This window comes from Microvirga sp. 2TAF3, from assembly GCF_052114965.1.
Taxonomy (GTDB): domain Bacteria; phylum Pseudomonadota; class Alphaproteobacteria; order Rhizobiales; family Beijerinckiaceae; genus Microvirga.
The window spans coordinates 21665-46625 of sequence record NZ_JBFRFT010000012.1 but is presented as its reverse complement, the minus strand read 5'-3'; the positions used below and the strand labels follow the sequence as shown (position 1 = coordinate 46625).

General features: G+C 57.7%; 25 protein-coding genes and 1 tRNA gene. 10 read left to right on the top strand and 16 right to left on the bottom strand.

Going from position 1 to position 24961, the window contains the following annotated elements:
- Nucleotides 1-507: 507 nt before the first annotated feature.
- The 3 genes from AB4Y97_RS13280 (at nucleotide 508) to AB4Y97_RS13270 (ending at nucleotide 2106) form a co-directional block, all read left to right on the top strand.
- Nucleotides 508-885 carry a hypothetical protein gene (locus AB4Y97_RS13280; protein ID WP_441999518.1) on the top strand — a complete coding sequence of 126 codons (378 nt, stop codon included), beginning with the start codon at nucleotides 508-510 and terminating at the stop codon, nucleotides 883-885.
- Between the two features lie 545 nt (nucleotides 886-1430).
- Nucleotides 1431-1769: a hypothetical protein gene (locus AB4Y97_RS13275; RefSeq protein ID WP_441999517.1), complete on the top strand. Its 339-nt coding sequence runs from the start codon at nucleotides 1431-1433 to the stop codon at nucleotides 1767-1769.
- A 136-nt stretch (nucleotides 1770-1905) separates the two neighbouring features.
- A complete protein-coding gene (locus AB4Y97_RS13270) occupies nucleotides 1906-2106 on the top strand; it encodes a hypothetical protein (protein WP_441999516.1) in 201 nt (66 codons plus the stop codon).
- Nucleotides 2107-2333: 227 nt separating this feature from the next.
- On the opposite strand, the gene AB4Y97_RS13265 is transcribed toward AB4Y97_RS13270, so the two are convergent.
- Both AB4Y97_RS13265 and AB4Y97_RS13260 read right to left on the bottom strand, forming a co-directional pair.
- Entirely contained in the window at nucleotides 2334-2747 is a 414-nt protein-coding gene (locus AB4Y97_RS13265; RefSeq protein WP_441999515.1) for a DoxX family protein, read from the bottom strand.
- A 307-nt stretch (nucleotides 2748-3054) separates the two neighbouring features.
- A complete protein-coding gene (locus AB4Y97_RS13260) occupies nucleotides 3055-3483 on the bottom strand; it encodes a hypothetical protein (RefSeq protein WP_441999514.1) in 429 nt (142 codons plus the stop codon).
- Nucleotides 3484-4082: 599 nt separating this feature from the next.
- On the opposite strand from AB4Y97_RS13260, the gene AB4Y97_RS13255 reads away from it, so the two are divergent.
- From AB4Y97_RS13255 to AB4Y97_RS13240, 4 genes are all read left to right on the top strand, one after another.
- Nucleotides 4083-5255, top strand: coding sequence for a tyrosine-type recombinase/integrase (locus AB4Y97_RS13255; protein WP_441999513.1), 1173 nt, complete (start codon nucleotides 4083-4085; stop codon nucleotides 5253-5255).
- Nucleotides 5256-6026: 771 nt separating this feature from the next.
- The gene (locus AB4Y97_RS13250) at nucleotides 6027-6815 is read left to right on the top strand and encodes a helix-turn-helix domain-containing protein (protein WP_441999512.1); all 789 of its coding nucleotides are present in this window, start codon (nucleotides 6027-6029) and stop codon (nucleotides 6813-6815) included.
- Between the two features lie 918 nt (nucleotides 6816-7733).
- Nucleotides 7734-8234: a hypothetical protein gene (locus AB4Y97_RS13245; RefSeq protein WP_441999511.1), complete on the top strand. Its 501-nt coding sequence runs from the start codon at nucleotides 7734-7736 to the stop codon at nucleotides 8232-8234.
- Nucleotides 8231-8620, top strand: a complete 390-nt coding sequence (locus AB4Y97_RS13240; protein ID WP_441999510.1) for a hypothetical protein — start codon at nucleotides 8231-8233, stop codon at nucleotides 8618-8620. Before AB4Y97_RS13245 ends, AB4Y97_RS13240 begins: the two co-directional genes overlap by 4 nt.
- Before the next feature lie 67 nt (nucleotides 8621-8687).
- On the opposite strand, the gene AB4Y97_RS13235 is transcribed toward AB4Y97_RS13240, so the two are convergent.
- The 10 genes from AB4Y97_RS13235 to AB4Y97_RS13190 form a co-directional block, all read right to left on the bottom strand.
- The gene (locus AB4Y97_RS13235; RefSeq protein WP_441999509.1) at nucleotides 8688-10445 is read right to left on the bottom strand and encodes an ATP-binding protein; all 1758 of its coding nucleotides are present in this window, start codon (nucleotides 10443-10445) and stop codon (nucleotides 8688-8690) included.
- The gene (locus tag AB4Y97_RS13230) at nucleotides 10442-11488 is read right to left on the bottom strand and encodes an SIR2 family protein (RefSeq protein WP_441999508.1); all 1047 of its coding nucleotides are present in this window, start codon (nucleotides 11486-11488) and stop codon (nucleotides 10442-10444) included. Before AB4Y97_RS13230 ends, AB4Y97_RS13235 begins: the two co-directional genes overlap by 4 nt.
- A 140-nt stretch (nucleotides 11489-11628) precedes the next feature.
- A complete protein-coding gene (locus tag AB4Y97_RS13225; RefSeq protein ID WP_441999507.1) occupies nucleotides 11629-11865 on the bottom strand; it encodes a hypothetical protein in 237 nt (78 codons plus the stop codon).
- Entirely contained in the window at nucleotides 11862-14648 is a 2787-nt protein-coding gene (locus AB4Y97_RS13220; RefSeq protein ID WP_441999506.1) for a class I SAM-dependent DNA methyltransferase, read from the bottom strand. Before AB4Y97_RS13220 ends, AB4Y97_RS13225 begins: the two co-directional genes overlap by 4 nt.
- A gap of 76 nt (nucleotides 14649-14724) precedes the next feature.
- Entirely contained in the window at nucleotides 14725-15273 is a 549-nt protein-coding gene (locus AB4Y97_RS13215; protein ID WP_441999505.1) for a recombinase family protein, read from the bottom strand.
- Nucleotides 15274-15744: 471 nt separating this feature from the next.
- A complete protein-coding gene (locus AB4Y97_RS13210; protein ID WP_441999504.1) occupies nucleotides 15745-16515 on the bottom strand; it encodes a DUF4258 domain-containing protein in 771 nt (256 codons plus the stop codon).
- Between the two features lie 115 nt (nucleotides 16516-16630).
- A tRNA-His gene (locus tag AB4Y97_RS13205) sits at nucleotides 16631-16707 on the bottom strand.
- 122 nt (nucleotides 16708-16829) lie between these two features.
- Nucleotides 16830-17807 carry a tripartite tricarboxylate transporter substrate-binding protein gene (locus tag AB4Y97_RS13200; protein WP_441999503.1) on the bottom strand — a complete coding sequence of 326 codons (978 nt, stop codon included), beginning with the start codon at nucleotides 17805-17807 and terminating at the stop codon, nucleotides 16830-16832.
- Between the two features lie 61 nt (nucleotides 17808-17868).
- Nucleotides 17869-19371 (bottom strand): tripartite tricarboxylate transporter permease, encoded by a 1503-nt coding sequence (locus AB4Y97_RS13195; RefSeq protein ID WP_441999502.1) that lies wholly within the window; start codon nucleotides 19369-19371, stop codon nucleotides 17869-17871.
- A complete protein-coding gene (locus AB4Y97_RS13190) occupies nucleotides 19371-20033 on the bottom strand; it encodes a tripartite tricarboxylate transporter TctB family protein (protein WP_441999501.1) in 663 nt (220 codons plus the stop codon). Before AB4Y97_RS13190 ends, AB4Y97_RS13195 begins: the two co-directional genes overlap by 1 nt.
- 278 nt (nucleotides 20034-20311) lie before the next feature.
- Here AB4Y97_RS13190 and AB4Y97_RS13185 point away from each other — a divergent pair, with 278 nt between their 5' ends.
- The 3 genes from AB4Y97_RS13185 to AB4Y97_RS13175 all read left to right on the top strand — a co-directional run bounded on the left by AB4Y97_RS13185 (nucleotide 20312) and on the right by AB4Y97_RS13175 (nucleotide 22152).
- Nucleotides 20312-21052, top strand: a complete 741-nt coding sequence (locus tag AB4Y97_RS13185) for a TerC family protein (protein WP_441999500.1) — start codon at nucleotides 20312-20314, stop codon at nucleotides 21050-21052.
- A gap of 78 nt (nucleotides 21053-21130) precedes the next feature.
- On the top strand, nucleotides 21131-21829 hold the full coding sequence (locus AB4Y97_RS13180; RefSeq protein ID WP_441999499.1) for an AzlC family ABC transporter permease: 699 nt from the start codon (nucleotides 21131-21133) through the stop codon (nucleotides 21827-21829).
- Nucleotides 21826-22152, top strand: coding sequence for an AzlD family protein (locus AB4Y97_RS13175; RefSeq protein ID WP_441999498.1), 327 nt, complete (start codon nucleotides 21826-21828; stop codon nucleotides 22150-22152). The genes AB4Y97_RS13180 and AB4Y97_RS13175 overlap by 4 nt, the downstream gene beginning before the upstream one ends.
- Here AB4Y97_RS13175 and AB4Y97_RS13170 read toward each other — a convergent pair.
- From AB4Y97_RS13170 to AB4Y97_RS13155, 4 genes are read right to left on the bottom strand one after another with little or no spacing between them, the layout of a single operon-like run.
- Nucleotides 22114-22614 carry an arsenate-mycothiol transferase ArsC gene (locus AB4Y97_RS13170; RefSeq protein ID WP_441999597.1) on the bottom strand — a complete coding sequence of 167 codons (501 nt, stop codon included), beginning with the start codon at nucleotides 22612-22614 and terminating at the stop codon, nucleotides 22114-22116. The two genes, AB4Y97_RS13175 and AB4Y97_RS13170, sit on opposite strands and share 39 nt — an antisense overlap.
- Complete coding sequence (locus tag AB4Y97_RS13165) at nucleotides 22602-23087, bottom strand: UPF0262 family protein (RefSeq protein WP_441999497.1); 486 nt, start codon at nucleotides 23085-23087, stop codon at nucleotides 22602-22604. Before AB4Y97_RS13165 ends, AB4Y97_RS13170 begins: the two co-directional genes overlap by 13 nt.
- Before the next feature lie 15 nt (nucleotides 23088-23102).
- A complete protein-coding gene (gene hisD / locus AB4Y97_RS13160; protein WP_441999496.1) occupies nucleotides 23103-24395 on the bottom strand; it encodes a histidinol dehydrogenase in 1293 nt (430 codons plus the stop codon).
- On the bottom strand, nucleotides 24395-24838 hold the full coding sequence (locus tag AB4Y97_RS13155; RefSeq protein ID WP_441999495.1) for a DUF2948 family protein: 444 nt from the start codon (nucleotides 24836-24838) through the stop codon (nucleotides 24395-24397). Before AB4Y97_RS13155 ends, hisD begins: the two co-directional genes overlap by 1 nt.
- Nucleotides 24839-24961 lie beyond the last annotated feature (123 nt).

Genomic DNA, 24961 nt, shown 5'->3' with positions numbered 1-24961 from the left:
TAGCGGCAACCGGATTGCGGGGTGCGGCCATCTGCGCCATTTCGCGTCAGGGGCGGAAATCCAACGACACGCTATACTTCGCGGTTCGTACGCCCTGTCCTGTCTGCAAGGAGGGCTATTATGAGGACCTTATTTGCAGCATTCGCGATGGCAGCGGGTTTGACATGCGCCGGCAGTGCGCTCGCTCCCGCCGCCGCCATCCCGTTCAGCCCATCTCCCGCGCAGACGGAAAACAATATGCTGACCCAGGCCAGATGGGTATGCAACCGCTACCATCAATGCATCTGGCGCGGTCCTCGGGGACGGGAGTTCTATTACGGTCCACCCGGATGGCGGCATTGCGAATATCACTGGCGGCCGAGCTCCCGGGGACCCTACCGCGAACGTCTTTGCTGGTAGAGCATATACGACCCCGGATTAGAGCAACTCATCCTCTTGGGTGTGATGCGAAGTCCGGCCGTTCGCGTGATAATCGAAACGAGCCATGAACTTGAAAGGCCAGGAACCATGCCTCACGCAGACATTGGGGTCCGCATTGCCGACGATGGACAGACGGTGGCCATCCAGCCCGTCGACGAGACATCCCACCCGATCGATCTGACCCTCGATCAAATCACAAGCCTGATCACCCATCTTGGCGAGGCAAGACGCCAGATGGTGCAAGGGCAGCCAAGCCCGAGCCTGACGGGCGCAACCATCAGCACCGCCGCCAACACGAGCTGGTATATTCAATCCTATCCGAACGGCGGCGCTCTTTTCGCCTTCTATCATCCGAGCTTCGGCCCGGTTGGCTTTGTTCTGCCGAGGGACCAACTGTCCGGCGTGGTCCAATTCCTGAGTGAACACCTTGCCACGACTCCGCCACCTGCCGAAACGGCGCACTGAACAGTTGCCTCTGCGAGATTGCTGCGCTGTCAGATTCTTCAGAAGCTTGGGAGCAAGGCGAAAATCTGAATCGGCAACGCGTCCTGTCGGCATTCGGTGACCGCATCGCCGATCACAAGGGGATGCGACTGTGCCCTCCCCGATCCGCCGGCGCGACTGCCTTAGAGCATCGTGCGCAAAAGTGGATCCGGTTTTACGGCCACACGATGCGCCATAAAAAGAATCTGGAGCGGAGGGCGATTCCGTGAAAGCGTCCTCCGCTCTAGGCCAAATGATCTAAGCCGGGCAGCCGACTTCAGAACCATAAGCGGAGGCGCTAAGTTCGGCCTGCGGAGTCGTTCTCTCTCTGCAGCGCCCTGGCCGATGGATTTTCCGACACGCCGGCTGGGGCGCCTCCCTCCTCCGGTTCTATGCGGGAGAGCCGATCAAGGGCCCTGGAACATGGCTGGCAAGGAGCCATTCGCCAATGCGGTTCTCCGCAGACTGCAGTCACGCTTCCTGTTTTTCAGAACCCTATGGAAGCTTGGGCGTTATGATAGTGAGAGATGGCGCTCGCCCTCGGCGACGCACCGATTGTCGGCTCCCCGCCGTCGCCTAAAGATGTTATGTCAATGAGCAAGCAAACTGAAGCCGCCCAGACAATTCCTCCGACAGAGGCCGCAATCGTAACAGCCAGCAACATGACTGAGCTGGAACTGGTTCTTCCCGATGTCGGCGATGAGGACCTTCCTGAAATCGCAATCTTTCTCGTCGCCTGTGCCATGCGCTTTCACAGCGATCCAGACTTCGTGCAGGAGCAACTCGAATGGCTCGTCAGGATGCACGATACGGAGATCGACGAAGGCATGAAGCCCGACGAACTCAACTCCTCCAATGACGATTAGAGCATCGTGCGCAAAAGTGGGTCCGGTTTTGCGACCACACAATGCGCCATAAAAAGAATCTAGAGCATGATTATGGTCGCTCGGAATTTTTGAGAGCGAGCAATCGTCTGGCGGCAACACCGCCCGGCGTCTGGGCATGAAGCCTGTCCTCAAGTGCTGCGACCTGCCACTTCTGGAGTTGGAGGAGTGCATTCAAACCCTTGATTTGAGCGTGAAGCACACGGCTTTCATGAAGCAGGCGCAGTTTGCAGGCGACCGCATCGTCACTTTTGGTCTCGTCGGACTGAATCATATTGGGACAAAAAAGAAGTTTCGAAAACGGATTTTGAAACTGTAATACTGGATCTCAAATGCGGTGATTTAGCGGCCAAGCTTTTTGATTTGAGTCTCAGGTAAAGCAGAGGTTCAAGCGCAGAGCCGATGACGCCACATGGCATGGGAGAGCCGCCTCGGCTTGAACGGAAACCCAGATCCGTCATCCGGGACTCAAATTGTTCACAAGCGATCAGGAAAATATTTTCTCAACGAGGGCACGGCACAATAGCCGACGAGCCAGCATTCCTATCATACCCTGCCGAAGCCTCTGTCTCTCATGGTCGTATCAAGGCTCCATGCGCCTGGCCCGGCAACCGCCAGATAGAGAAACACGAAGCAGTACAGGATGGCCGCATCGCCACCGTTCAAAACTGGGAAGAAACTTCGCGGCGCATGCACCATCCAATAGGCCACAGCCATATCGCCAGCCAGAACTAACGCCACCGGCCGCGTGAGGAAGCCGAGGACGAGCAATGCCCCGCCGACCAATTCAATGATCCCTTGAACACCGAGCAACGAAAGCAGAGCGGGACCGGGATTAGGCGCAGGCGGGAAGCCCAGCAGTTTCTGGGTGCCATGCTCCAGGAAGAGAAGCCCTACCATGATGCGCAGAACGGCGCGCATCCGAGGATGCCATATGGTCAGAAGGTCGCTCGTGTTCATCTCTGGCCTCATTCGTGGCCAGAGATGTTGGATGCGCGACGTGACCTGCAAGTAGGTGCGCCGATACGCGCAGAAACCTTAAATTCGACCCCACTCAAACTTGATAGCTTACGATCTGCGCAGCCCGTGGAGATCAGGACCGGCACAGGACCATTGCTTCGCCACCGGCGTTAGATCCGTGGGTGACGATGCAACAAGCAGACATCATTTCAAGGCGGCTGCAGGAATCCAAGTCCCGCCGCTCTTCAGCGGCGGGAAGCATTAGCTGACGGATACGTCAGAACCAAGTGCGGCGACGGTTCGAGGCTCAATAGCCGACGCCCTGGGTCTCGCGGAACCAGCGAAGATTAGGGTAACCGGCGGCAGTACACACGGGCGGCCCCTGAAGACAGGCAGGCCATTGGAAATTAGGGTCGGCGGTAAGAGCCGGCGCCACGCCGATCGCACCGGTCACACCCGGCTCGTAATAAGGGACGCCGGGCCCTCCAATGGCCCCTGTCACGCCCGGCTCGTAGGGCACGGCCCTGCGGTGGACTACACGCCGGTGCGGAACAGCTCTATGATAGGAATATGTATCTTGGCGTGCGTAGCCAGCCGTGTAGCCTGCCGTCTGGAGCAGAACCGACATCTCGCTTGGTGACAGGGCTTGTGCCTTGGCGGGAGTGACTGCACCAGCGAGGACGGATGCTGCTCCGATTGCCGTGGCCGCTAAGGTGGTGAATATAACGTGACACATAGGAAAACTCCGCATAATCCCTCCGATGGAGATAAGGAGCGGCGACCAGAGGTCGTTCCTGACCGGCAGGTGCGATAAAAGAGCCTTCCCGCCGTCGATCACGTTCTTTTGCTCTGCGGTGTCTCCCGCGACACTTTCAGAGCGGTCCATCGGCGACACGAGCGGATTCAGCCCGGCCTTCCAGGCGATATCGTCAGGATGGTTTCGATTGAGTGTGGGCAGGACTTTCAGTCAACCTGCCTGTGAGCGACCCATCCCAACCATGCGCCCCCTCTTGAGAGGAACGTGGCATAGCAATTTTGAGGCTAAGGTTGAGGGGCACGTCCGTTATTCTGCTTCCCAATGCGGCGACCGTCTGGAAAGCAGGGCCCAAGCATATAATACTCAAACCCTTGATTTAAATGGTACAGCCGCCCCGGCTCGAACGGGGGACCCCCAGATCCACAATCTGGTGTCCTATGTGATCAGAAGCTATCTCAAGCTATCAAAAGGTGACTGTTTACAGCCGTTTAGATCTGGTACTCTCAGTTTATTGTGATCATGAGAGACCACTGGTAAGCGCCTTTTTGCTTACCAGTCGCTTACCAGAAGAGACCTGAATGCGCTTAACTCGCCAATCCGTTGCTGCCCTCAAGATCCCAAAAGGCAAGCCGTACAACATCGTTTGGGATGATGACCTTCCGGGCTTTGGCGTCCGGGTAAACCCAACGAACAAGGTCTGGGTGGTGCAGTACCGAGCCTCCGGCAAGTCGAAGCGAGAGACCCTTGGGCGCGTCGGTACGGTCACCCTGGACGATGCTCGCAAAACGGCAAAGGGTAAGCTTGCTCATGTCCAACTCGGCGGCGACCCCCATGCCGCCAAGGCGGAAGAGAAGGCACGTGCAGCCTTTACCTTGGAGATAGTGTCCGAGCGGTATCTCAAAAACGCCAAGGACCGGCTCAAACCGCGAAGCTATGAGGAAGTCGAGCGCCATTTGAACAAGCATTGGGCTCCGCTTCATGCTCTGCCTCTCCACAAGATCACCCGCGCCCTCATCGCCACCCGGCTTGAGGAAATCGCAGAAGGTAGCGGGCCAACCGCATCCAATCGGGCAAGGTCGGCCCTGTCGGGCCTCTTTACTTGGGCGATGAAGGCCGGAATCACGGAAGAGAACCCTGTGATTGGAGCCGTTAAACTGGCGGACGAAGTTTCTCGCGATCACATCATCATCGATAATGAGCTTGCTGCCATCTGGAAGGCATGCCGGGAGGATGATCACGGGCGTATCGTTCGCCTTCTTATCCTGACGGGTCAGCGCCGCGATGAAGTAGGCGACATGAGGTGGTCGGAGCTAGACCTCGATAAAGCCCTTTGGACCATCCCGCGAGAGAGAACCAAGAACGGCCTAACTCATGAAGTGCCCTTATCGCCCTTGGCCGTCGAAATCCTGCGGAGCGTACCCCGCCGGGAGGGCCGCGAGCTTGTCTTTGGAGAAGGGGAAGGCGGCTTCAGCGGCTGGAGCAAATCGAAGACGCGATTGGATAATCGGATCGCGAAAGCAGGCACACAGGTTAGGCCCTGGCGTCTCCACGACCTTCGCCGCACCGCTGCAACCCGCATGGCTGACTTGGGCATCCTACCTCACGTCATTGAAGCTGTGATCAATCACGTTTCGGGCCACAAGGCTGGTGTTGCTGGCATCTATAACAGGGCCAGTTATGCAGTCGAAAAGCGGGACGCGCTCAAGGATTGGGCATCGCATCTCCAGACCATGCTATCTCATAATCACTAGTGCGCAGTTGAGACAGCTAGGGACCCTTAAGGGGGCCCCTAGATCGCTCTAGAAACTACCTAGATGCTGAAGAGACAGCCTTGTCAGCCAAATTCTTTCAAACAAAAGAATGCGTTTTTGATCAAAGACTTATCATCTAGAGGGGCAGGTGCGGCGACCACCATAGATGCGAACCTTCATGGATGATCATGAGTTGCTGATCATGCCGGATCAACTGTGATCAGCATGACCAGGAAACTCATAAATGTCTGCAATCGAATCTTTACCTGCTGACTTGGCTCGCCATCGCGTCCTCGACACCGCACAAGCGGCGCGCTTCTGTAGCATCTCCGTGCCCCACTGGCGCCGCCTGTACCGCGAGAGCAAGGCCCCTACCCCGCTCAAGTTGGGCGCGCGGAAATTGGGATGGAGAGTCGGAGATCTAATCGACTGGCTGGAAACACGAACCAGCTACGCGAGCTGAGTACCGGCAGGCTGACAGCATCAACGGCGGCATTGGCTTAGAGGCCTGTGACACGCCTGCTTTCGTCGCTGAAAAAGGAAATGAATTAATTTCCTTTGATGCACTTGGCAGCAGGGATTCCCTTGCACAGCAAGGGTTTCAGCCACCCTGGATTTGTCATTTAAATAAAGGCAGAGGTCGCCGCAGACGAAAACAGGATTCAGCTCGTCTGAAGACACTAGCCCCAAAAGAAAAGCCCCTGCCCATCATGCAGCGAAGGACTGGGGCTAAGAAATCGTCGCGCCTTGGGCAAATAGGACACATAACGAATGCTCGATACATCTAACAACTATACCTCTGAATTTCAAGACTACAGCGCCGACCCAGTAAACACCTCAGAGATCCGACGCGGCGACTCTCATCCTGGCTTGTTCGACAAGGTGGAGTGGCTGAAAGATGTTTACGCTGACAAATCGCTGACTACGACAGCGAAGGCAGTCGTCACTAAACTAGCGCTCCATCACCACAACGCCACGACCGGCCAGTGCAATCCGTCGCTTGAAACTCTGGGCAAAGGCCTGGGCTTGGATCGGCGCAGCATCGTTCCGGCTATCGCAAATCTCAAAGAGTTTGGGTGGATCACGATCACCAAGACCGGCCGGAGCAGCAACTACCGTCTGAATAAGGTCAAGATAACGGAGGGGCAGAGGTCCGGTGGCAATGATGGGAATTATACTTCTCACCCGAAGGGAAGTGGACTTCCCATCACAGAAGGGAAGGATACCTCCCACAAACACCAGAATCCTTCTAACACTAGAAAGAAACTCTCTTTCTCCGGCGAAACAGAGAAATCCTCCCCTGGGAGGACCAAGCGCGCCACGTTCACGTCACTCCCTGATAATTGGACCCTCGACAAAGAAAAAGCCGACATCGCAGCAAAGGCCGGATTGAATCGGAGCATGCTGGAGACGACTCACGCTGCCTTCGTAGCGCATCACAGGAGCAAGGACACTCGGAATGCTGATTGGCTCGCTGCGTGGGAGGCATGGTGCATCGAGGCAACCAGACGGGAGACGGAGCGGAAGAAGCAGGAGCGCACAAAGCGCGTCGCAATCTGACCGAGAACATCGGCCAACATCCAGGCGCAACAGGGCAGCAAATCTCGCCACCTGATGCCCTTCGATGGGCGGCCAGCTACTACCCCAGCCAAGAGCCAGTCAGACGGTTCTACAACCGTCCTTCTGCAGTTCAACGAAGATCCGATCTGCACCCACCGGCACCTCATGCCGATGGAGCATGGAAGCCACCGGCACGTCATTCCGCAGCCAGCGGCACGTCGTTCCAAAAACCACCGGCACGTCGTGCCGCCTAACCTATCAGTAGAACCACCAGAAGAATCTCTAGAGAGAACGCGGGCGCGCGAGACGCACCCGCTACCCTTCAAACGTTTATGCTTTGTGCACATGACGGCCATGCGCCGTATGCTATACTGTACTCTGGACAATTTCGTCGGTTTCGTGCTATACAAACGGCATACTGAAAGTGGTGTATCCACAAATAAAGCTGCCTTCATGGCGGCTTTTTTGATGCCTGAACTCAAGCCTTCCAACATCGCCAGACCATCACAGCCTGCACCCTGCGACGGGTGCCGGAACGCCCCTTCGCGTCCATCGCAGAGAACACCATGCAATTCCTTGTCGAGAGCATCATTGCTCGAATGCCGCACGGCACGAAAAAGCGGGTGGCTGAAGCATCGGCTCATCAAGGCCTTCATCCATCGCAGTATGTGCGAACCGCAATCCTAAAGCAGCTCGCCGCCGATGGCCTGCCCCTCCTTGGCCCATCCTATCAATTGCCACGAAAGCAAACCTCATGAGGACAGAACCTACACAGGTTGTTGGCCTGGGCCTTCCCATTGCCCTCATTCGAGAAATCGACCGGCTTGCAGATCGAGAACTCATAAGCCGGGCAAGCTGGCTCCGTCGCGCCATCCTCAAAGAGCTGGCTAAGAGCAAACCAACAGAAGGAAAGTAACCATGTCAGCACCAACAATCGAGCAAATCCTTGCCTTGGTCCTATCCAAGTCAAACGGCGATCCAGACGATCAAGCGGTACTCTCTTCTATTGTAGAGCACTCCATCCGCCGCACAAATGATGGCGTTAGCGTCGTCGACGCTTATGGCAGTGTCCGCAAGAGTGCTGCCGGTGAATCTATGACATTTGCCGAGTTACTTGGCGAGATTCAGAGCCAGCGGCCCGAACTCTTCAAGGATGCACCGGCACAGAAGCCGGACATCAAGCAAACCATGCAAGCGGCATCCTCCGGCCATCAGAGCATGACGTTCACGGACAAGATGATGGCTGAAGTGGCGGCCCGGAGTTCTACCGACGGCCGGAAACAGCAGGCCGCCGAGATTGCTACCAAGGGCAACCCTTGGGGCAAGGCTACGCGCAACCTGACCAATCAAATGCGCATCGAAAACCTCGACAAAGACTTGGCCGCGAAGCTCAAAGCACAGGCAGGTGTGGCCGCATGAACAGATACGAGCAGGAAGTCAAAGAGAAGGATCTCAACGAGCAAATCGCGAAGAGCCTGGCTGAGAAGCGAGGCCTTAACTGGGGGCATCGCGGCTCACGAGACCTTTGCCTATCGGCAGCCTATGACATCGTTTCAGCATGGTCGAAGAACCCGCGCGAACCGCAGACTGAAATTGAGCGCCTGTGCCAGGCAATCATGGATGTGCGACAGGCCTTTGCTAAGGCTCTTGCCGAAAGGCAGGCCACATGGGCGGCGATGCGGGCAGCAAGAGACGGGAAGCTCAAGCCTGAGTCGGAGCCTTTCACCGTCCTGACACTCCGCGACGAGACTTCCGGCAGGCGTATCAAGCTCACGGTGCCTACCGATACTGTTCTACTTCTGTAGATAAGCTCTCTTAAGCGCTTACGATCTCCAGTGACCGAGATTAGATCTCACCACTGGAGATCTTATCTCACGCTGCCTTTGGAGATGCCATCGTTTGCCGCCTCCAGCTTTCAACAGCACTCTTGAGTTGCCCTTCATTGCTGGCGTCTGCCCACTTGTCCCAAAAGTCGATGGTTCCGCTCCTAGGCTCATTAACCGGCGGCATAACTCGAATACGTGTCGGGAGCAGGATGGCATCGCCAACGACGAGCGCTTCGCCTGTATCTAGGATCGGGAGTAGGTCGCCGAAACCGCCTAAACTGTCGGGAAGGAGACGCCTAACGACTGCCTGGTCCTCCCCGTTGGTCAATCGCATTGTAATGACATTATTGCATTGACTGACCACTGTACGGTTAACCTCTGCCGGTCTTTGGCTGATAACAACCAGCCCGACACCATACTTGCGCCCCTCTTTAGCGATACGCTCGAATACAGAGATTGAATTTTCTGCAGCGCTAGACTCAACGCGCTCTGGTAAGTAGAGATGGGCTTCGTCGCAAAACAGAGCTATTGGGTGGCGATGATCGATACTTACCCATTGCTGGACCGAGAAAGTCAGTCTCGCTACCATACTAACGATTAGCGGCAAGATGTCAGAGGGCACCTCAGAGAAGTCAATAATTTTGACTCCTCCTTTACCTCCCAGCGCCGCCTTCCCAGCGAGCAGAGTGCTGACTAACTTGTCGAGCCAACCGTATGCCATCACCTCGCTAGAGGCTGGAAAGAGGAACCCAAGTCGACGGTCTGTCCGCTTGCTGTCGAGCCTCTGTATCAGACGGCTGAGCTTACCATGGAAGTCGCCCTGCTTTTCGCCACGTGCTCCTGGTACCATTTCTTCGTTCAGGCGATTCAACTCCGCCAAGAGTTCATCGATCGAGAATGGCACAGGGCTGTCAATCGTGAAGTTAGCAAGAACCTCGCTGTGTCCGCCGCTCTCTAAAAAGTTTCTCTTTGCTTGAGTGATTGCGCGAGACATGATCATTGATTGGTTCGGCGCATTTTGGTCACTGCGATCCACGAACATCGAGATCAGAGACTCGTAACCCATCAGCCAATAGGGCAGATGCAGCACACCATCAGCAATCGTCCTGGCTGCCTCAATGTCAGCCGGGCCTGCCACTTTCAGATGCTGGAAACCAGCACCATCGAGTGAGCGGTATTCGCCATGCACATCAAACACGATTGCATTGGCGTTATCTAAACCTGCCACTTGTTCGAGGATCCGAGCTGTGGTCCATGACTTACCAGAGCCGGTGCTTCCAACTACAATTGCATGTCTTTGGAAGAACTTGTTTCCATTTAAGAAGGCTTCAGCTTTCTCGTCTAACGTGTACCGCCCCAATGACAAACGGTGACCGTCACCACTGACCGCTGAAATCACTTGCATAAACTTTGTAAGTCTCTCTCCCTCTAGAGCAAAGCAGTTCGCCTCAATCTCGGGCACTGTCTCAAGCGTACGACGGAATACGTTGGGCTTCGCACCAGCTAGATCAATAAGCGTGCCGATAAGTGTGATGCGCACAAGATTCACTTCAGGATGAGCCTGGTCACCTCCGGCCCCTTCGACGTCGGCCGCCTCAGTTCGCTCTTCAACCGCTGTCCGGGTAATTTTTTGGATAATGCCAATCAAGTGCTGTCCGGCCAGGCTGCTTTGGAGAGCCACAAGCCGATTGACTTGTAATGACCGCAGCGCTTCCACATCGGCGACCTTAACGATAACCGTGGCCGTGTCGACCGATAGTACATGGCCAAGGGCCTCTGCGTCCTCGAAATTCAGGATACTCATGCTTCAGCCCCAATCGCCATGTTCAGGAAAGACCCAAGTTGCCAAATGTCTTGGCCGATTAGCTCAACTCCGTCTGGTTCATCCTTCATGTACATACGTGTACCGGAGGCTGAGCGTTCAAGAGCAAGGAACTGCCTACAGCGACCACCGAACAGAACAGCTTTGGCTTGCTTCGTTAGCTCCATCGTGATCACAACTATGGGAAGCAAATCTGCTTCACATCGCTCTATAAGCTTTGTTTGTAAGTGTTGATCATTGAAACCAAAGCCAATGCACAAGAACGCACGTGCACGCTCCATTGCAGCATCACTGCACCGCATAATTGTCCTGAAGGGCTCATCGTATGCCAGTCGGTACTTCTCTACGCCCGGCGTAATCATCATCGGAGTGAACCCGACGGGCGTCTCACGACAAGTTGGCAGACCTAGGACGACTTCGTCAGCATCTCTGAACCAGTCAAATGATCCATGCACCTTCCAAACGCAAACCGTCCTGGAAGGCTGCCCGCCGTGATAAACACGTGTGTTTGGATCTTTTGCGCGCTTATTCATGTACCCATAGGAGAAGCCGACATGATGGCTAACTTCCGCGACGTCCGCAGCATACTCAGCGATTCGATCGTAGTTAGGTGTGACCACGTCGATCGTCTTATGCGTGCTCTTAAAGAGATGCCTGTATAAGCGCGCAAGTGGCAGGCACCGCCGATCCGAGAGGACATTATTGAAGACTTCGAGGTCATAGGGAAGGAGAAAATCCCTTGTGACTTCTACTACACGGTGCGTTTGCCGCTCCGTGAATTGGACTCTTGTTAGTGCGCTTTCGAGGTCTGTGTAGGTAAGCTCTGTTAGGAACGCATCCCATTGTGAGGCCTCTTCAGCAGTCATGGCTGGCGGCGGGGCAGCCGACATCAATTTTTTCGCCAGCGGCCCCATTCCCGGAATCCCGTGAGCAGCGGACGCACCACTGCCTAGGATAACTACAGGTGTTTTTGCCACACAAGCCTGGGCGAACTCCGCCGCCCTTTCTAAGGGTGTCTTCTTCAAGCGCTTGCCCCCAATGATCACCGCTTTATGCCTGAAGAACCTTGACTGTTGAATAGACGCAGTATTGGTGTCCCCAAAAACTAGCAATGACGCATTGTGGGCTACGCCTGCGACTAGGCGAGACAGCCAAAGCCCATCTTTTAACGATCCAAGCGCCAGTCCTTTAAGTACGGCAAGATCTCTGCAAGCTGCGCTAATTGCGGTCCATTAATCCGGCGAAGTGTACCGTCAGGGTGCTCAATCAGAACACATCCTTCAAGATCGCAAGCATCGCCAAGCAATTGCGTTTGCTCAATAAGATGGATTGCATTTCCAAGTCCCATCGAGGCCAGTTTTTGCTTAAGCGCTTGACGCTGTGATGGGTGTATTTCAGTCATGCCACTCGGCGCTTCTTAGTTGGCTTTACACTGGACGTCAGCGGCGAAACCAACTCTTCATACAAGCCAAAGAGATGCTCCACCCGCTCGCGGTCACTACTAAATGCTGCGGATCGATAGAGTTTATCGACGGCAACATCCAACGCCCGATGCGCCTTGCGCAGTTCAGAACGCATTACGTCTGCATCGTAGAGGTCGGCAAGTGTAGCGCCAGCAAAACTAGCGCGTGCATCTAAAACAGCCTTCGCCAATTTGCGGATCTTCTCGCGCTGAGCTTCCGTAGCTTCTGGCCAAGGGAATGCGTTGTAATTTACGCCGACTGAGTATTGGAAGTCACTTTTAAGTCTTCCACCAACGTACCGCGTCCACGCCATGTGCATCCGCGATGTGAGCACTCCAAACAGCCAGAGGTCTCCGTTCACAATAACTCTCAGTTTGTTGCTCGGAATTGCTGGAGGTTTTAGCCAACCGATCGGAATGTACTCACGCCGCTCTGAGCTAACCTCTGGGATTGCAAGAAATGAGCTTTGCGGAATCAGCTCCACATTGTAACGTTCGGGATAATCTGCGATGGCTAGTGTACTCTTTCGCTGACTCTTAGCCCTAAATGCCTTCACTTTGCGCATACGCTCAACGACGTGGGGTAGATTGCGCAGGTCTTTCGGTGACACATCCTTCAGGCACAAGATCCATCTCTTGATGCCGTTGATGTACTCCACCCCTCCAGGGAAAGGGCGAAGTAACCGTGCAGCGCCTGGCTCGACTGCCAGAAATGCGCGCCGCTCCTCCTCATTGAAAATGTAGTTACCATCATCGATTGGCTGCGTCCCTGTCACGAGCCTGGGCACATCGCAGAGTGGCCGAGCGCGCTCTTCGACCACAAGATGGCGATTTGCTACCTGACTTGCATCAAATAGGTATGCTGTGAGCGCTCCGTGCTGGCTTTCGACAGGATCACTATTGATGTTGTCATAGCTGAAGAGCCGCTTAGCTTGCGGCTCCTGGGCACGTTGGACCAAGCCAATGATCACAACATGCACGTGTGCAACGCCTCGCGCATCCGACCCCCAGGCAAACGTTCGATGCGCGAAAGCAATCTCAAGGCCATAACGATCAAACAGCTGTGGCCAAAGTTGAGCCACCTGCTCGCCTTGCGTTATAGAGTTAGTGGCCACAAAGCCGATTGATGCCTGACCACCTTGGACATAGGCACCTGCTTTTAGGAACCATGCAGATACGTAATCGAGCGTTCCGCCGGACCCACCAAGCTGGGCGATTTGGCGGACTTGTGCCCGCTGCTGCTCGGTCTGGTACTTCGCACCGACAAATGGTGGATTACCGAAGACATACGAACATTCTGACGGCGGAAGCACGGCCGTCCAATCTGTCTCTAGGGCGTCGCCGTGGTGGATGTGGGGAGACGCCTTAAGCGGAATGCGTGCGTAGCTTTCGCCGAACTCCAGTGAAAGGTGATTGTTCATGATGTGGTCCATCATCCACAATGCCACTTCAGCAATACGCGCCGGGAATTCGCCGATCTCGATCCCGTAAAACTGGTTGACGTCAATTTTTGAGAGAGTTGCTACATCAAGAAGTGTCCGCTGCCCCTTGGGATTCAGCTCCTTTAGTACCGCGAGTTCGAGCGATCGAAGTTCACGGTAGGCAATAATCAAGAAGTTGCCGCATCCGCACGCAGGATCAAAGAATTTGAGTCCACCAAGCCTCGCCTGGAAGGCTCGGAGTGCATTGGAGCGGCCGTTGTCACGGCGAGCTTTGAGTCTATTGAACTCAGCCCACAAATTATCAAGGAATAGAGGCTCTACGACCTTTAGGATGTTCCGTTCTGTCGTGTAATGTGCGCCAGAGGCGCGCCGCTCTTTCGCGTTCATGACGGACTGGAATAATGAACCGAAGATGGCCGGTGAGATCGCGTCCCATGAAAACTCGCAAGCCTCTATGAGCCGTTTCCGCATTTCAGAGTCGAAAGCTGGAATAGGCAGGCGTTCGGCGAAGAGATCACCATTAACGTAAGGAAACTGTTTTAGGTCTTCGTCTAGCTTTTTCTGCCGCTTATCTTCAGGTGTGTTAAGCACCTCGAAAAGATTGCTGAGCCAAGGCCCTACATCGCTTCCATCCTCGTTGGTACGATCGCGAATTAATGTCTCGAAGATGTCGCGAGGCTCGAAAATGCCGGTGTCATCAGCGAAGAGGCAGAACAACAGACGTACCAGAAACCGTTCTAGGTCATGGCCGACGTAGCCGGACGCCTTTAGCGCATCGTGGAGTTTTCCCATCAACTCCGATGCTTCGATGTTGACTGGATCCTGGTCCCTGAAAGTCCTCTTTTGGACGCCAAGGATAAAGCCGAAGGCTTCAACGTACTTCGGGAGTTCAGCCAGTGTGAAACAAACTTCGGTATCTTCGTCTAAGTCGTACAGCTCAAAATTCTGAAAGTCACTGAGAAGAATGTAACGAGGAAGCTCACTCTCTTTTAGACCAGGAAAGTATTCTAACGCCTGAACCTTAGCGGGCTTCAGATCTCGGCCAGCACTTTTTTGCTCGACAAGGAGTACACCTTTCCAAAATAGGTCGATGAACCCCCTTTTTTTGCCAAGTAGCTTTACCGGCTGCTCAAAGCTTGCAACCCGTCGGCGCTTAACCCCAAAGACATCAAAAAAATCATTGTAGAAACTTTGAGTTTCGCCTTTCTCGTAACAGGCTTCACTCCACTCATCCGCAAAGCGTGCTGCTCGTGCCCGGATCTCATTCCAACTAAGACGCATTATGGCCTCCCCACCCGCTCTTGTTCTTACATTCTTATGAGCAAGAGAAAAGGCCCACCAGTTGGGGACACCAGGGTTACTGTGAGTTCAGGACACGATGGACAGAGCCTTTGCCAACTCCAAGACGCACGGCAATCTCTCCCATAGAGAGACCCTGCTGTTTTAGAGCTTTGATCTCGCTTGCCTTTGCTCGTGCGGTAGGTTTCCTACCCTTGTATTTGCCAGCACCTTTAGCCTTCGCAATGCCTTCGCGCTGGCGTTCAAGCATCATCTCGCGCTCGAACTGCGCTACCCCGCCAAGAACGTTCAGCATCAGCTTGCCGGTCGGAGTGCTGGAGTCGATGCCCATGTTGATGATGCGAACCGCAACTCCCTTGGCCTGAAGCGTCTGCATGATCTCCCACATGTGCGGAACGCTACGGGCGAGACGATCCAGTTTCGTGACTACCAGTACATCGCCCTCTCGGGCGAAATCCAAGGCGTGCTCAAGGACTGGCCGTGGACCAACGGACGATGTCCGCTCGTGGAAGAGCTTCTCGCAGCCGAGAGCTCGGAGATCGCGGAGCTGAGCCTCTAGACCGGCTTCTTGTTCCAAGGTTGAGGTCCGAGCGTACCCAATAAGCATTTTCGCCTCGATCGTTCCAATAGCATCTTAGACATACCACAGTGTTCCGTTCCGAAAGTCAAACAGTATTTTATTGGAACGGCACAGTTTCCCTTGTGGAACGTTCCACAAGGGCAGGCTCTATTGGAACCGAACAGTTCAGGCCACATAGAATGGAGACATTAGTTTGGCTTGAGCGGCGCTGTCCTTTTTGAACCAGTCCGAATTTGGCGCAGAGGGGAGAATACCCAAACTGAACCTTTGGCTCTCACCCTTCGATTAGTGAGGAATAAGCTGTCGCCCAAGCGCCCCAAACCACAAACATCGTTGCAATTTTTTGTTGCGCACCCCCCACCCACTTTGGGGCCCCATGGCGATGCCAGCGAGCAACAAAAGAGAGATTTTCAAAATGGATTTGGACGCCTGTGCTGCTCTTACTCAGGAGCCGAGGCCCTGCAGCAAAGGCTGATCCAATAACGATCACTATCCGAACTAAGAGGACTTTTGAGTAGCTCTATCCTGCCAAAGGCAACTGAGTACCACCGTTCTGCCCTCTACGTTGGCGAAAACGATCTCAAGGCCATCGCGAGCCTGGATCCTGTAAACAGTGCGCGACTGCCCGGCGAGTATCCGCTCTTCATAGCCAGCAAAGGTAGGATGCCTCAAGGATTGGATGACATCATGGCTGGAGATACCTCGCTCTCGCATCCTCTCCATGGCATGCCGTGTGAATACGATAGTCGAAGCTTCCCCATTCTCGACAATTGCGCGCAAGACAGTTCGGTCAGAGAATTCCGATCGCTGGAGGTGCATAAGGTTCGCGGCCTTGAGACCATTTTGGAACTGCTCCCGGCTGAATTTTTGCTTATCCAGAGACACCATAATCATCCTTAGGATGTCATCGAGGTCCTTTTCCTGTCGTTTTTCGGAGAGCTTGGCCTCCAGTTTAGGTAGGGCATCCTTAATGTTGGTGAGCATAATTCCAAGGATGCCCGGAGGCAGAATACCTGCCCTCTTGGTTTCATTGCACCCATCGCATGAGGGAGCGAGATTCTCACGGCCTTTGATGTCAAAATCGTTTGGAAGGCCGTAGGCAAGGCGCACTTGTGCAAATTCATCTGGATGATCCAGCAAACGCTCTGGCACCAGATGATCTACTTCTATTTCTTTGAAGAATTTGGGCTCACGGCAGTGAATGCAACGTTTGCCATGAACTTCCCAGAGGGCCGACTTGAACGCGGCATCAAACTTCTGCTTAGACACAACCAGATTACCAGACTCGGGAAAGCACCACTTCCTGCTTACCACATGCTTACCACAAGCTGTTTCTGGTAAGCACTCCCTCGAACCTGCGAGGTCTAAGCTATTGATTTTTAAGTGGTACAGCCGCCCCGGCTCGAACGGGGGACCCCCAGATCCACAATCTGGTGCTCTAACCAACTGAGCTACGGCTGCACACGCGGCAGGGTGTAATCGCCCGAGCGATCAATTTCAAGGCTTCTTTGACGTCTCTGCGCCAAAATCAAACGGCGGGCCGTGAAGCCCGCCGTTTTCAAGGCGCAGAATGAATTGGACGCTTATTCGGCCGTAGCGCCGGCGGCTTTGAGGACCGGGGTCCAGCGGGCCACTTCCGATTCCACGAGTTTCTGGAGAGCCTCGGGAGTGCGCTCGGCCTTCGACGGAATCACGCCGCCAAGATCGAGGAGGCGCTTCCTGGTGTTCTCGTCGTCCAGCGACTTCGCGAGGGCGTCATTGAGCTTGGCCACGATTTCCGGGGGTGTGCCCTTGGGTGCGAAGACCGCGTTCCAGGCGCTGACTTCATATCCGTCGAGACCAGCCTCCTTGGTGGTCGGCACGTTCGGCAGCGCTGGAGAGCGCTCGGCCGTGGCGATGGCGAAAGCCTTGATGTTGCCGCCCTGGATTTGTGGCGCAACATTGACGATCTGGTCGGTCATGTAATCGACCGTGTTGCCCATCAGGTCGTTGAGGGCCGGGCCGGTGCCGCGATAGGCGACCATGGTCGGCTTCGCCTTGATGACGGAGTTGAAGAAGATGCCCGTGGAATGGGATACCGATCCCACGCCCGCATGCGCCATGTTCACCTTGTCGCCATTGGCCTTCATGTAATCCAGGAAGCCCTTCAGGTCGTTGGCCGGAAAATCCTTCTTGGCAACGATCAGGATCGGCGTGCCGGCGGCCAGGCCGATGGGCGCGAAATCCTTCGCCGGATCGTATTTCAGGTTGGGATAGAGGGCGGGCGCGGCGCCGTGGGTGCCCATATGGCCCATCATGATGGTGTAGCCGTCCGCTTGAGCCTGCGCGCCGCGGGTGATGCCCGTGGTTCCACCGGCGCCGGCCACGTTCTCGACCACGATCTGCTGGCCAAGGGTACGGGACATGTGATCGCCGACGATGCGGGCGATGACGTCGGTGGGGCCGCCGGCCGCGAAAGGCACGATCATCGTGATCGGACGCTGAGGATAGCTTCCTTGCGCCTGGGCGCCGGTCGCGGCAATCCCGAGGGTTGCGGCAAGGGCGATTGCGATCTTTGTCATGGTTTCCTCCCTGGAAATTTATCGCCTTACAAAGTGTGAAACAGCAGGCCGTGGCGGCAAGCTACTCGGTGAAGACCTCGTCCCTCCCCTTACGGATAGAAGGCAGCAGCGCGAGCACCAGCAGAACCAGCGCCACCACGAGCAGGCCCGCGCTGATCGGCCGATCGATGAATGTTTCCATCGAGCCTCGTGAGAGGATGAGCGCACGCCGGAGATTCTCCTCCAACAGCTTGCCGAGGACGAAGCCGAGCAGCATCGGCGCCGGTTCGAAGCCGCACTTGATCAACAGGTAGCCGACAAGCCCGAACAGGCCGATGAACATCACGTCGCTCGGCAGCGAGTTGATCGAATAGATGCCGATGCAACAGAACATCAGGATCGCAGGGAACATCAGGTGGTACGGCACCTTGAGCAGCCGCACCCACATGCCGATCATCGGCAGGTTGATGATCAGCAGCATCAGGTTGCCGATCCACATCGAGGCGATCATGCCCCAGAACAGGTTCGGGTTTTTGGTCATCACCTGCGGTCCGGGCACGATGCCGTGGATGGTCATCGCCCCGACCATCAGCGCCATCACCGCATTCGGCGGAATGCCCAGCGTCAGAAGCGGGATGAACGAGGTCTGCGCGCCGGCATTGTTGGCCGATTCCGGCCCCGCCACACCCTCGATGGCGCCGCGGCCGAAACGGCTCGGATCTTTGGCGATCTTCTTCTCCAGCGTGTAGGAAGCAAACGGCCCCAGCACCGCGCCGTTACCCGGCAGAATGCCGAGGATCGCGCCGATGACGGTGCCGCGCAGGATCGAAGGCGTGGATTGCCGGAGATCATCCCGGTTCGGCAGCAGCCGGCCAATGGCCTGGCGCACCACGTCGCGGGTCTCGGTCTGGTCGAGATTGCGCAGGATCTCGGCCACGCCGAAGATCCCCATCGCCAGCACGGCGAAGTCGATACCGTCGGAGAGGAACGCCAGACCGAAGGTCATGCGCTCCTCGCCGGTCTCGAGATCGGTGCCGACGGTCGACAGCAGCACGCCCACCAGGATCATGGCGACCGCCTTGAGGATCGAGCCCCGCGCCAAAACGACCGCGAAGACCAAGCCCATGACCATGAGCGAGAAATACTCCGCCGGGCCGAAAATCAGCGCCAGCTTGGTCAGCGGTGCACCCAGCGCCGCGATCACCAGGGTCGCCACCGTGCCGGCGAAGAACGAGCCGATGGCGGAAATGCCGAGCGCAACGCCTGCGCGGCCCTGGCGCGCCATCTGGTGGCCGTCGAGGGTGGTGACGACGGAGGTCGCCTCGCCCGGAATGTTGACCAGGATCGCCGTGGTCGAGCCGCCGTACTGGGCGCCGTAATAGATGCCCGCCAGCATGATCAGCGCGCCGACCGGATCTAGCCCGAAGGTGATCGGCAGCAGCATGGCGATGGTGGCGATCGGCCCAACCCCGGGCAGCACGCCGATAAGGGTGCCGACGAGACAGCCGAGAAAGGCCAGGCCGAGGTTCTGCAGGGACAGCGCGACCCCGAAACCGAGGCTGAGATTGGCAAAGAGATCGCTCATCAGCCCTGCTCCGTTCCGATGGCCACGTCGATGCGGCTGGTCCTGCGGCCCCGCCCGGTGAGAGCGACCGCCAGGGCCGCCATGGCCATGAGGGCGGCGGTGAGCCGCAGGATTTGCTTCTGCGACCAGCCGTCGGGAAACAGGCTGGCCAGGCTCTGGTGGAAGAGCGGGATCGGCAGGTTCAGCAGATCGCCGAACAGCACCATGCAGAACGGCGTCAGGCTGAGCGCCAGGACGAGGAGCGGCCGGAAGCGGACCTCCGGCGTGGCATAGCCGCTGATGAGAATCCCCAATGGCCCCGCCACCACGAGACCGAGGCCCGGGAGCGACAGGGCGCCGATGCTGAACGGCCGGATGGTAACGGCAAAAGCCAGGATGGCCAGCACCACAACGACCGGCCCACGCAGGCTCGACCGCTCGAGCGCCTCGCCGTCCTTCAGGACGGCGGCTGCGATCAGGGCGAGGCCGCACAGGCCGACGCCAATGGCAAGCCAGTCCGGCAGCATCGCCGGGCCCATGGCGCGCAGCGAGCCCTGCGGCAGGGCCTGCGTCAGCCAGAGCGCCAAAGCCGCAAGCGCCACCAGGGACAGCCCGCCGACAAAATTCTGCGAGGAACGGATGAGCCCGCGACTGCCCCGCCGGCGTTCATGAGAAATGGACATTGGGCCTCCCGATGAAGCGCCTTGGCGCGCTCCCCTTTTTTATTCATATCGAGTTGTGCCTAAAGCGCCTTATGGGATCAAGCAATCCCGCGAAGTTTTCAAGGCCCCTTTCGGGAAACCGAAGCCTATAGAAATAAGACCTTTGGCCAAGTCGGACGTCACATGACGATGTTGCCGCAAATTTAGTTAAATTAGATCTTTGAAACCGGATGCTTCATATATACCTAAGCAGTCGCATCCTCGACTCTCTCATCCCAAAGATCTCCAAGGCCTGACGCATGGACTATATTCTTTCCAGCACGTTTCTCCTGTCCCTGCTTCAGGTCATATGGATCGACATCCTGCTCTCGGGCGACAATGCGGTGGTCATCGCCATGGCCTGCCGCTCGCTGCCGAAGCATCAGCGCAAGCTGGGCATCATGCTCGGCGCAAGCGTCGCCGTAGGCCTTCGAATCATTTTCGCGCTGGTCATCTCCTATCTTCTCGGTGTCCCGTATCTGCGCATCATCGGCGGCCTTCTCCTGTTCTGGATCGCGCTCAAGCTGATTCAGGGCGAAGAAGACGGGGGGCATGAGGTTGCCGCCAGCGACTCTCTCTGGAAAGCCGTGCGGACGATTGCCATCGCCGACGCCGTCATGAGCCTCGACAACGTGGTCGCCATCGCCGCCGCCTCGCGGGGCCACCCGGAACTGTTTATCTTCGGTCTTCTCCTGTCGATTCCGCTGATCATGGTCGGCGCATCGCTGATCACGACCCTGATTACCCGGTTCCCCATCTTCGTATGGGCGGGCGCGGCGCTGCTCGGCTATATCGCCGCCGAAATGATCGTCACCGATCCGGTCGTGCTCGGCTGGATTGCCACAAACCCGCAGCTCGTCGTTCCGGATCCGGGACATCCGCCGCTCGATCTCAAGCCGATCGGGACCGTGCTCTACGGCGCCGCCGCCATCGGCGCCCTCTTCGTGATCGTGGTCGGCTGGATTCTCGCTCGCAATGCGGGCCAGGGGGCAAAGACCTGAAAGCCCGTCTGCCACGAAGGATGCGGTTGACGTAAGGAAGGACGAGGGGCACAGAGCACTGCCAGATACGCAATGCTCATGTCCGCTCCTCGCCCCCATTTCACCCTCTCCGGTCTTGCCCAGGGCGCTCGCGCCGCCCTGCCAGCCTTTCCGGGCTTTATCGTCTTCTCCATGGCCTTCGGCACGGCTGCGGCGCAGAAGGGCCTGTCCCTCGGCGAGGCTTTGGGCCTGAGCGCCTTCGTCTATGCGGGCGCGTCACAGATGGTCGGGCTCGAGGTCTGGCAAAGGGTCTGGTCGCCCACGACGATCCTCACCATCATGACGGTGACCGCCGTGGTGAACGCGCGCATGATCCTGCTCGGCGCGACGCTCCAGCCATGGCTGAAGAATGAGCCCAAGGCCCGCAGCGCCCTCAATCTCTTCCTCGTCACCGAAGCCGGCTGGCTCATCGGCACCCGCTATTACAACGAGGGCGGGCGCAATACCGGAATGCTGCTCGGCCTGGGGACGACTCTCTGGCTGCTCTGGCTCGTTTCGACCCTCATCGGCTATTTCGCCGGCGCTCTGGTCCCGGAGCCGCGGCGCTTCGGCCTCGATCTGGTAATGCCGATCTTCTTCAGCGTCATGCTGGTGCCCCTGTGGAAAGGCGCCAGACCCGCGCTGCCCTGGCTCGTCGCCGGGCTGGTCTCGCTGATCGTTCATGCTTTGGTGCCCGGTTATTTCTTCATCATCGCCGGAGCCCTGGCAGGCGTCATCGCGGGGATGCTGCTCGAATGACAGATCTTGCCGCCGTCGCCGCGGGCCCCTGGGGCTCCGCGCTTGCCATCGCCGCCATGGCGGTGGCAACCTTTCTGTGCCGCATCGTGGGCGCGGTGGTGATGAGCCGCGTCGCGATCACGCCGCGGATGGAGCGGGGTCTGCGCGCCCTGCCCGGCTCGATCATTCTGGCGACGATCCTGCCCATGACGATCGATAACGGAATCCCCGCCATCGTGAGCATAGCAACCGGCATCGTGACGATGGCGCTGATCCGGGCGGAGCTGGCCGGGCTCGCCGTCGGCCTAGGGACTCTCAGCCTGATCAGGGCGATTGGCTTCTGATCCCTGCTTGAGCCGCATGCGGATGCGATAGGCCAATCCGTCGCGCACATTGCGATAGGCGTCGAGCATCTGCTCGCGCGTGCCTTGAACGATGGTCGGATCGGGTGTCGGCCAGTATTCCACGTCGGCCGCGATGGTGCGCGTCAGTTCGAGCGCCGCGTGGTGGGCCTCCGGCGAGAGGGAGATGATAAGGTCGAAATTGAGCCCCTCCCATTCCTCCAGCTCTCCGAGAGTGCGCGGCTTGTGCCTGGTGCCGTCGATGCCGATCTCGTCGAGCGCCGCGGCCATGAAGCTGCTCGGCTCGCCCTTGCGGACACCTGCGGATTGCACATAGATCGAGCGGCCGAAATAGTGCCGCGCGATCGCCTCGGCCATGGGCGAGCGCACTGCGTTCATGGCGCAGACGAACAAGACAGAATGAAGCCGCCTGGGCTGCGTCTCCTCCACCGTCAGCCTTTCCAGTGCAGCGCGAAGATCAGCGTGAAGATGCGCCGCGCGGTGTCGAAATCCAGGATGAGCTTACCCTCGAGACGTTTCATCAGAAGTTCCGCGGCCTCGTTGTGCAGGCCGCGCCGTCCCATGTCGATCGCCTCGATCTGCGCCGCCGAGGCGTCACGGATAGCCTTGTAATAACTGTCGCAGATCAACTCGTAATCGCGGATCGTCCGCCGGAACGGCGTGAGCGAGAGATGATGCGTGACGAGAGGCGCGCCGTCCTGCGCGCGCACCTCGAAGCACAACTTCTTTTCGACGAGGCCGATATGCAGCAGGTAAGGCCCGCCCTCGTAATTCGGCAGCGTGAAGTAGTTCGCCTCGACGATATCGTAGATGGCGATGGCCCGCTCATGCTCCTGATCGGGATTGCCTCGGCCGATGGAGGATTCGTCGAGCGTGACGGCGACCAGTCGGCATCGCTCGTTCGCTTCGCTCGTCATTCCTCCTCCGATCCGTTACAGGTTCAGGCGGATCGCCACCGATCGCGCATGTCCCTCCAGCCCCTCCGACCGTCCGAGAGCGATGGCGGCGGGCCCGAGCACGCGCAGGGCGCCCGGGTCGCATTTCAGGATCGAGGTTCGCTTCATGAAGTCAAGCACCCCGAGTCCTGAGGAGAACCGGGCTGAGCGAGCCGTCGGCAGCACATGGTTCGGCCCGCCCACGTAATCGCCGATCGCCTCCGGCGTGTGGCTGCCGAGGAAGATCGATCCCGCATTGCGGACCTTGGCGGCAAGCGCCTCCGGGTCCTCCGTCTCGATCTCAAGATGCTCCGGCGCCAGACGGTCGACGAGCGGAACGGCATCGTGAAGGCTCTGGACGAGGATGATGGCGCCATAATCGCGCCAGCTGGCGCCTGCGATTTCCGCCTTCGGCAGGGTCCGGAGCTGGCGCTCGACGGCCTTTTCCACCGCATCAGCCAGCGCCGCATCGTCCGTCATCAGGATCGACTGCGCCACCGGATCGTGCTCGGCCTGCGCCAGCAGATCGGCGGCGACCCAGTCCGGATTGGCATGGCCATCCGCCAGGATGAGCACTTCGGAGGGACCGGCGATCATGTCGATACCGACCTGCCCGAAGACCCGGCGCTTGGCGGCCGCCACATAGGCATTGCCCGGCCCGACGATCTTGGCGACCGGCTTCACGGAGGCCGTGCCATAAGCGAGCGCGGCCACCGCCTGCGCACCGCCGATGCGAAAGATTTCATCCACGCCCGCGAGGCGGGCAGCGGCAAGAACGAGCGGATTCGTCTCTCCGCGCGGGGTCGGCACCACCATGGCCACGCGGGGCACGCCCGCGACCTTGGCCGGAACCGCGTTCATCAGCACGGAAGAGGGATAGCTTGCCCGTCCGCCAGGCACATAGAGGCCGACGGATTCGAGCGCGGTCCAGCGCCAGCCCAGGGTGACGCCGACGGCGTCCGTGGTCATGGAATCGTGCGGGCGCTGGGTCCGGTGATAGACCTCGATCCGCTCCTTCGCCAAAGCGAGGGCGTCGAGCGTCTCCCTGGAGCATTGCGCCTCGGCGGCGTCGATCTCCGCATCCGAAATCCGCAAGGTCTCGGAGGTAAGATCGAAATGGTCGAACCGTCGCGTGTAATCGATCAGCGCTTCGTCGCTGCGCGCGATCACATCGTCGATGATCGCGCGGACGGCCTGATCCACATCCTCGGAAATCTCACGCTTCGCGGACAAAAGTTCGGCGAAAGCCTGCGGGAAAGCGGCATCCCGCGCATCGAGCCTTTGCGCCATCAGATGCGCTCCGCCGAGGGCTCATTGTGCGAAGGGCGGCTCTCTGCGGCCCAGACGGGTCCTAAATCTTTCATCTGCATCTCGATGCAATCCACATCGACCTGAATGGCTCCGCCTTCGGCAAAGATCAAGGTCGCCGTGCCGGAGGGAGCATCGCCTTCCTCGAAAGAAATGGCGAGGAGGTCGAGGACCGCATCCTTATCGTTCCGGTCGATGCCGCGAACGCGGACGGCCTTGACGTGCTCGAAATGCATCCCCGTCAGGCGGCGCTGCGGCTGCACGTCGGACCCCGCTTCCCAATCGAAACGGCGGGCGACGATGGCGAAGCGTCGCTCCTTCGGCAGATAGGCGATATCGCCGACGCGGACGACGGCATCCTGGAGATGCATCGAGATGACGGTGAGATCGTCCTGATCGAGAGCGACGAGTTTCAGGAGGTCCATGGGCTGACAACCGGTTGTGGAGCTTTGAAGGCTAGGTAGAGAGCCCATGCCGCAAGCGCAACCTCCGCACGGAGTGGACATGTGAAAGACATGTCCTACCCACGCGCCGAGGCCGCAAAGATT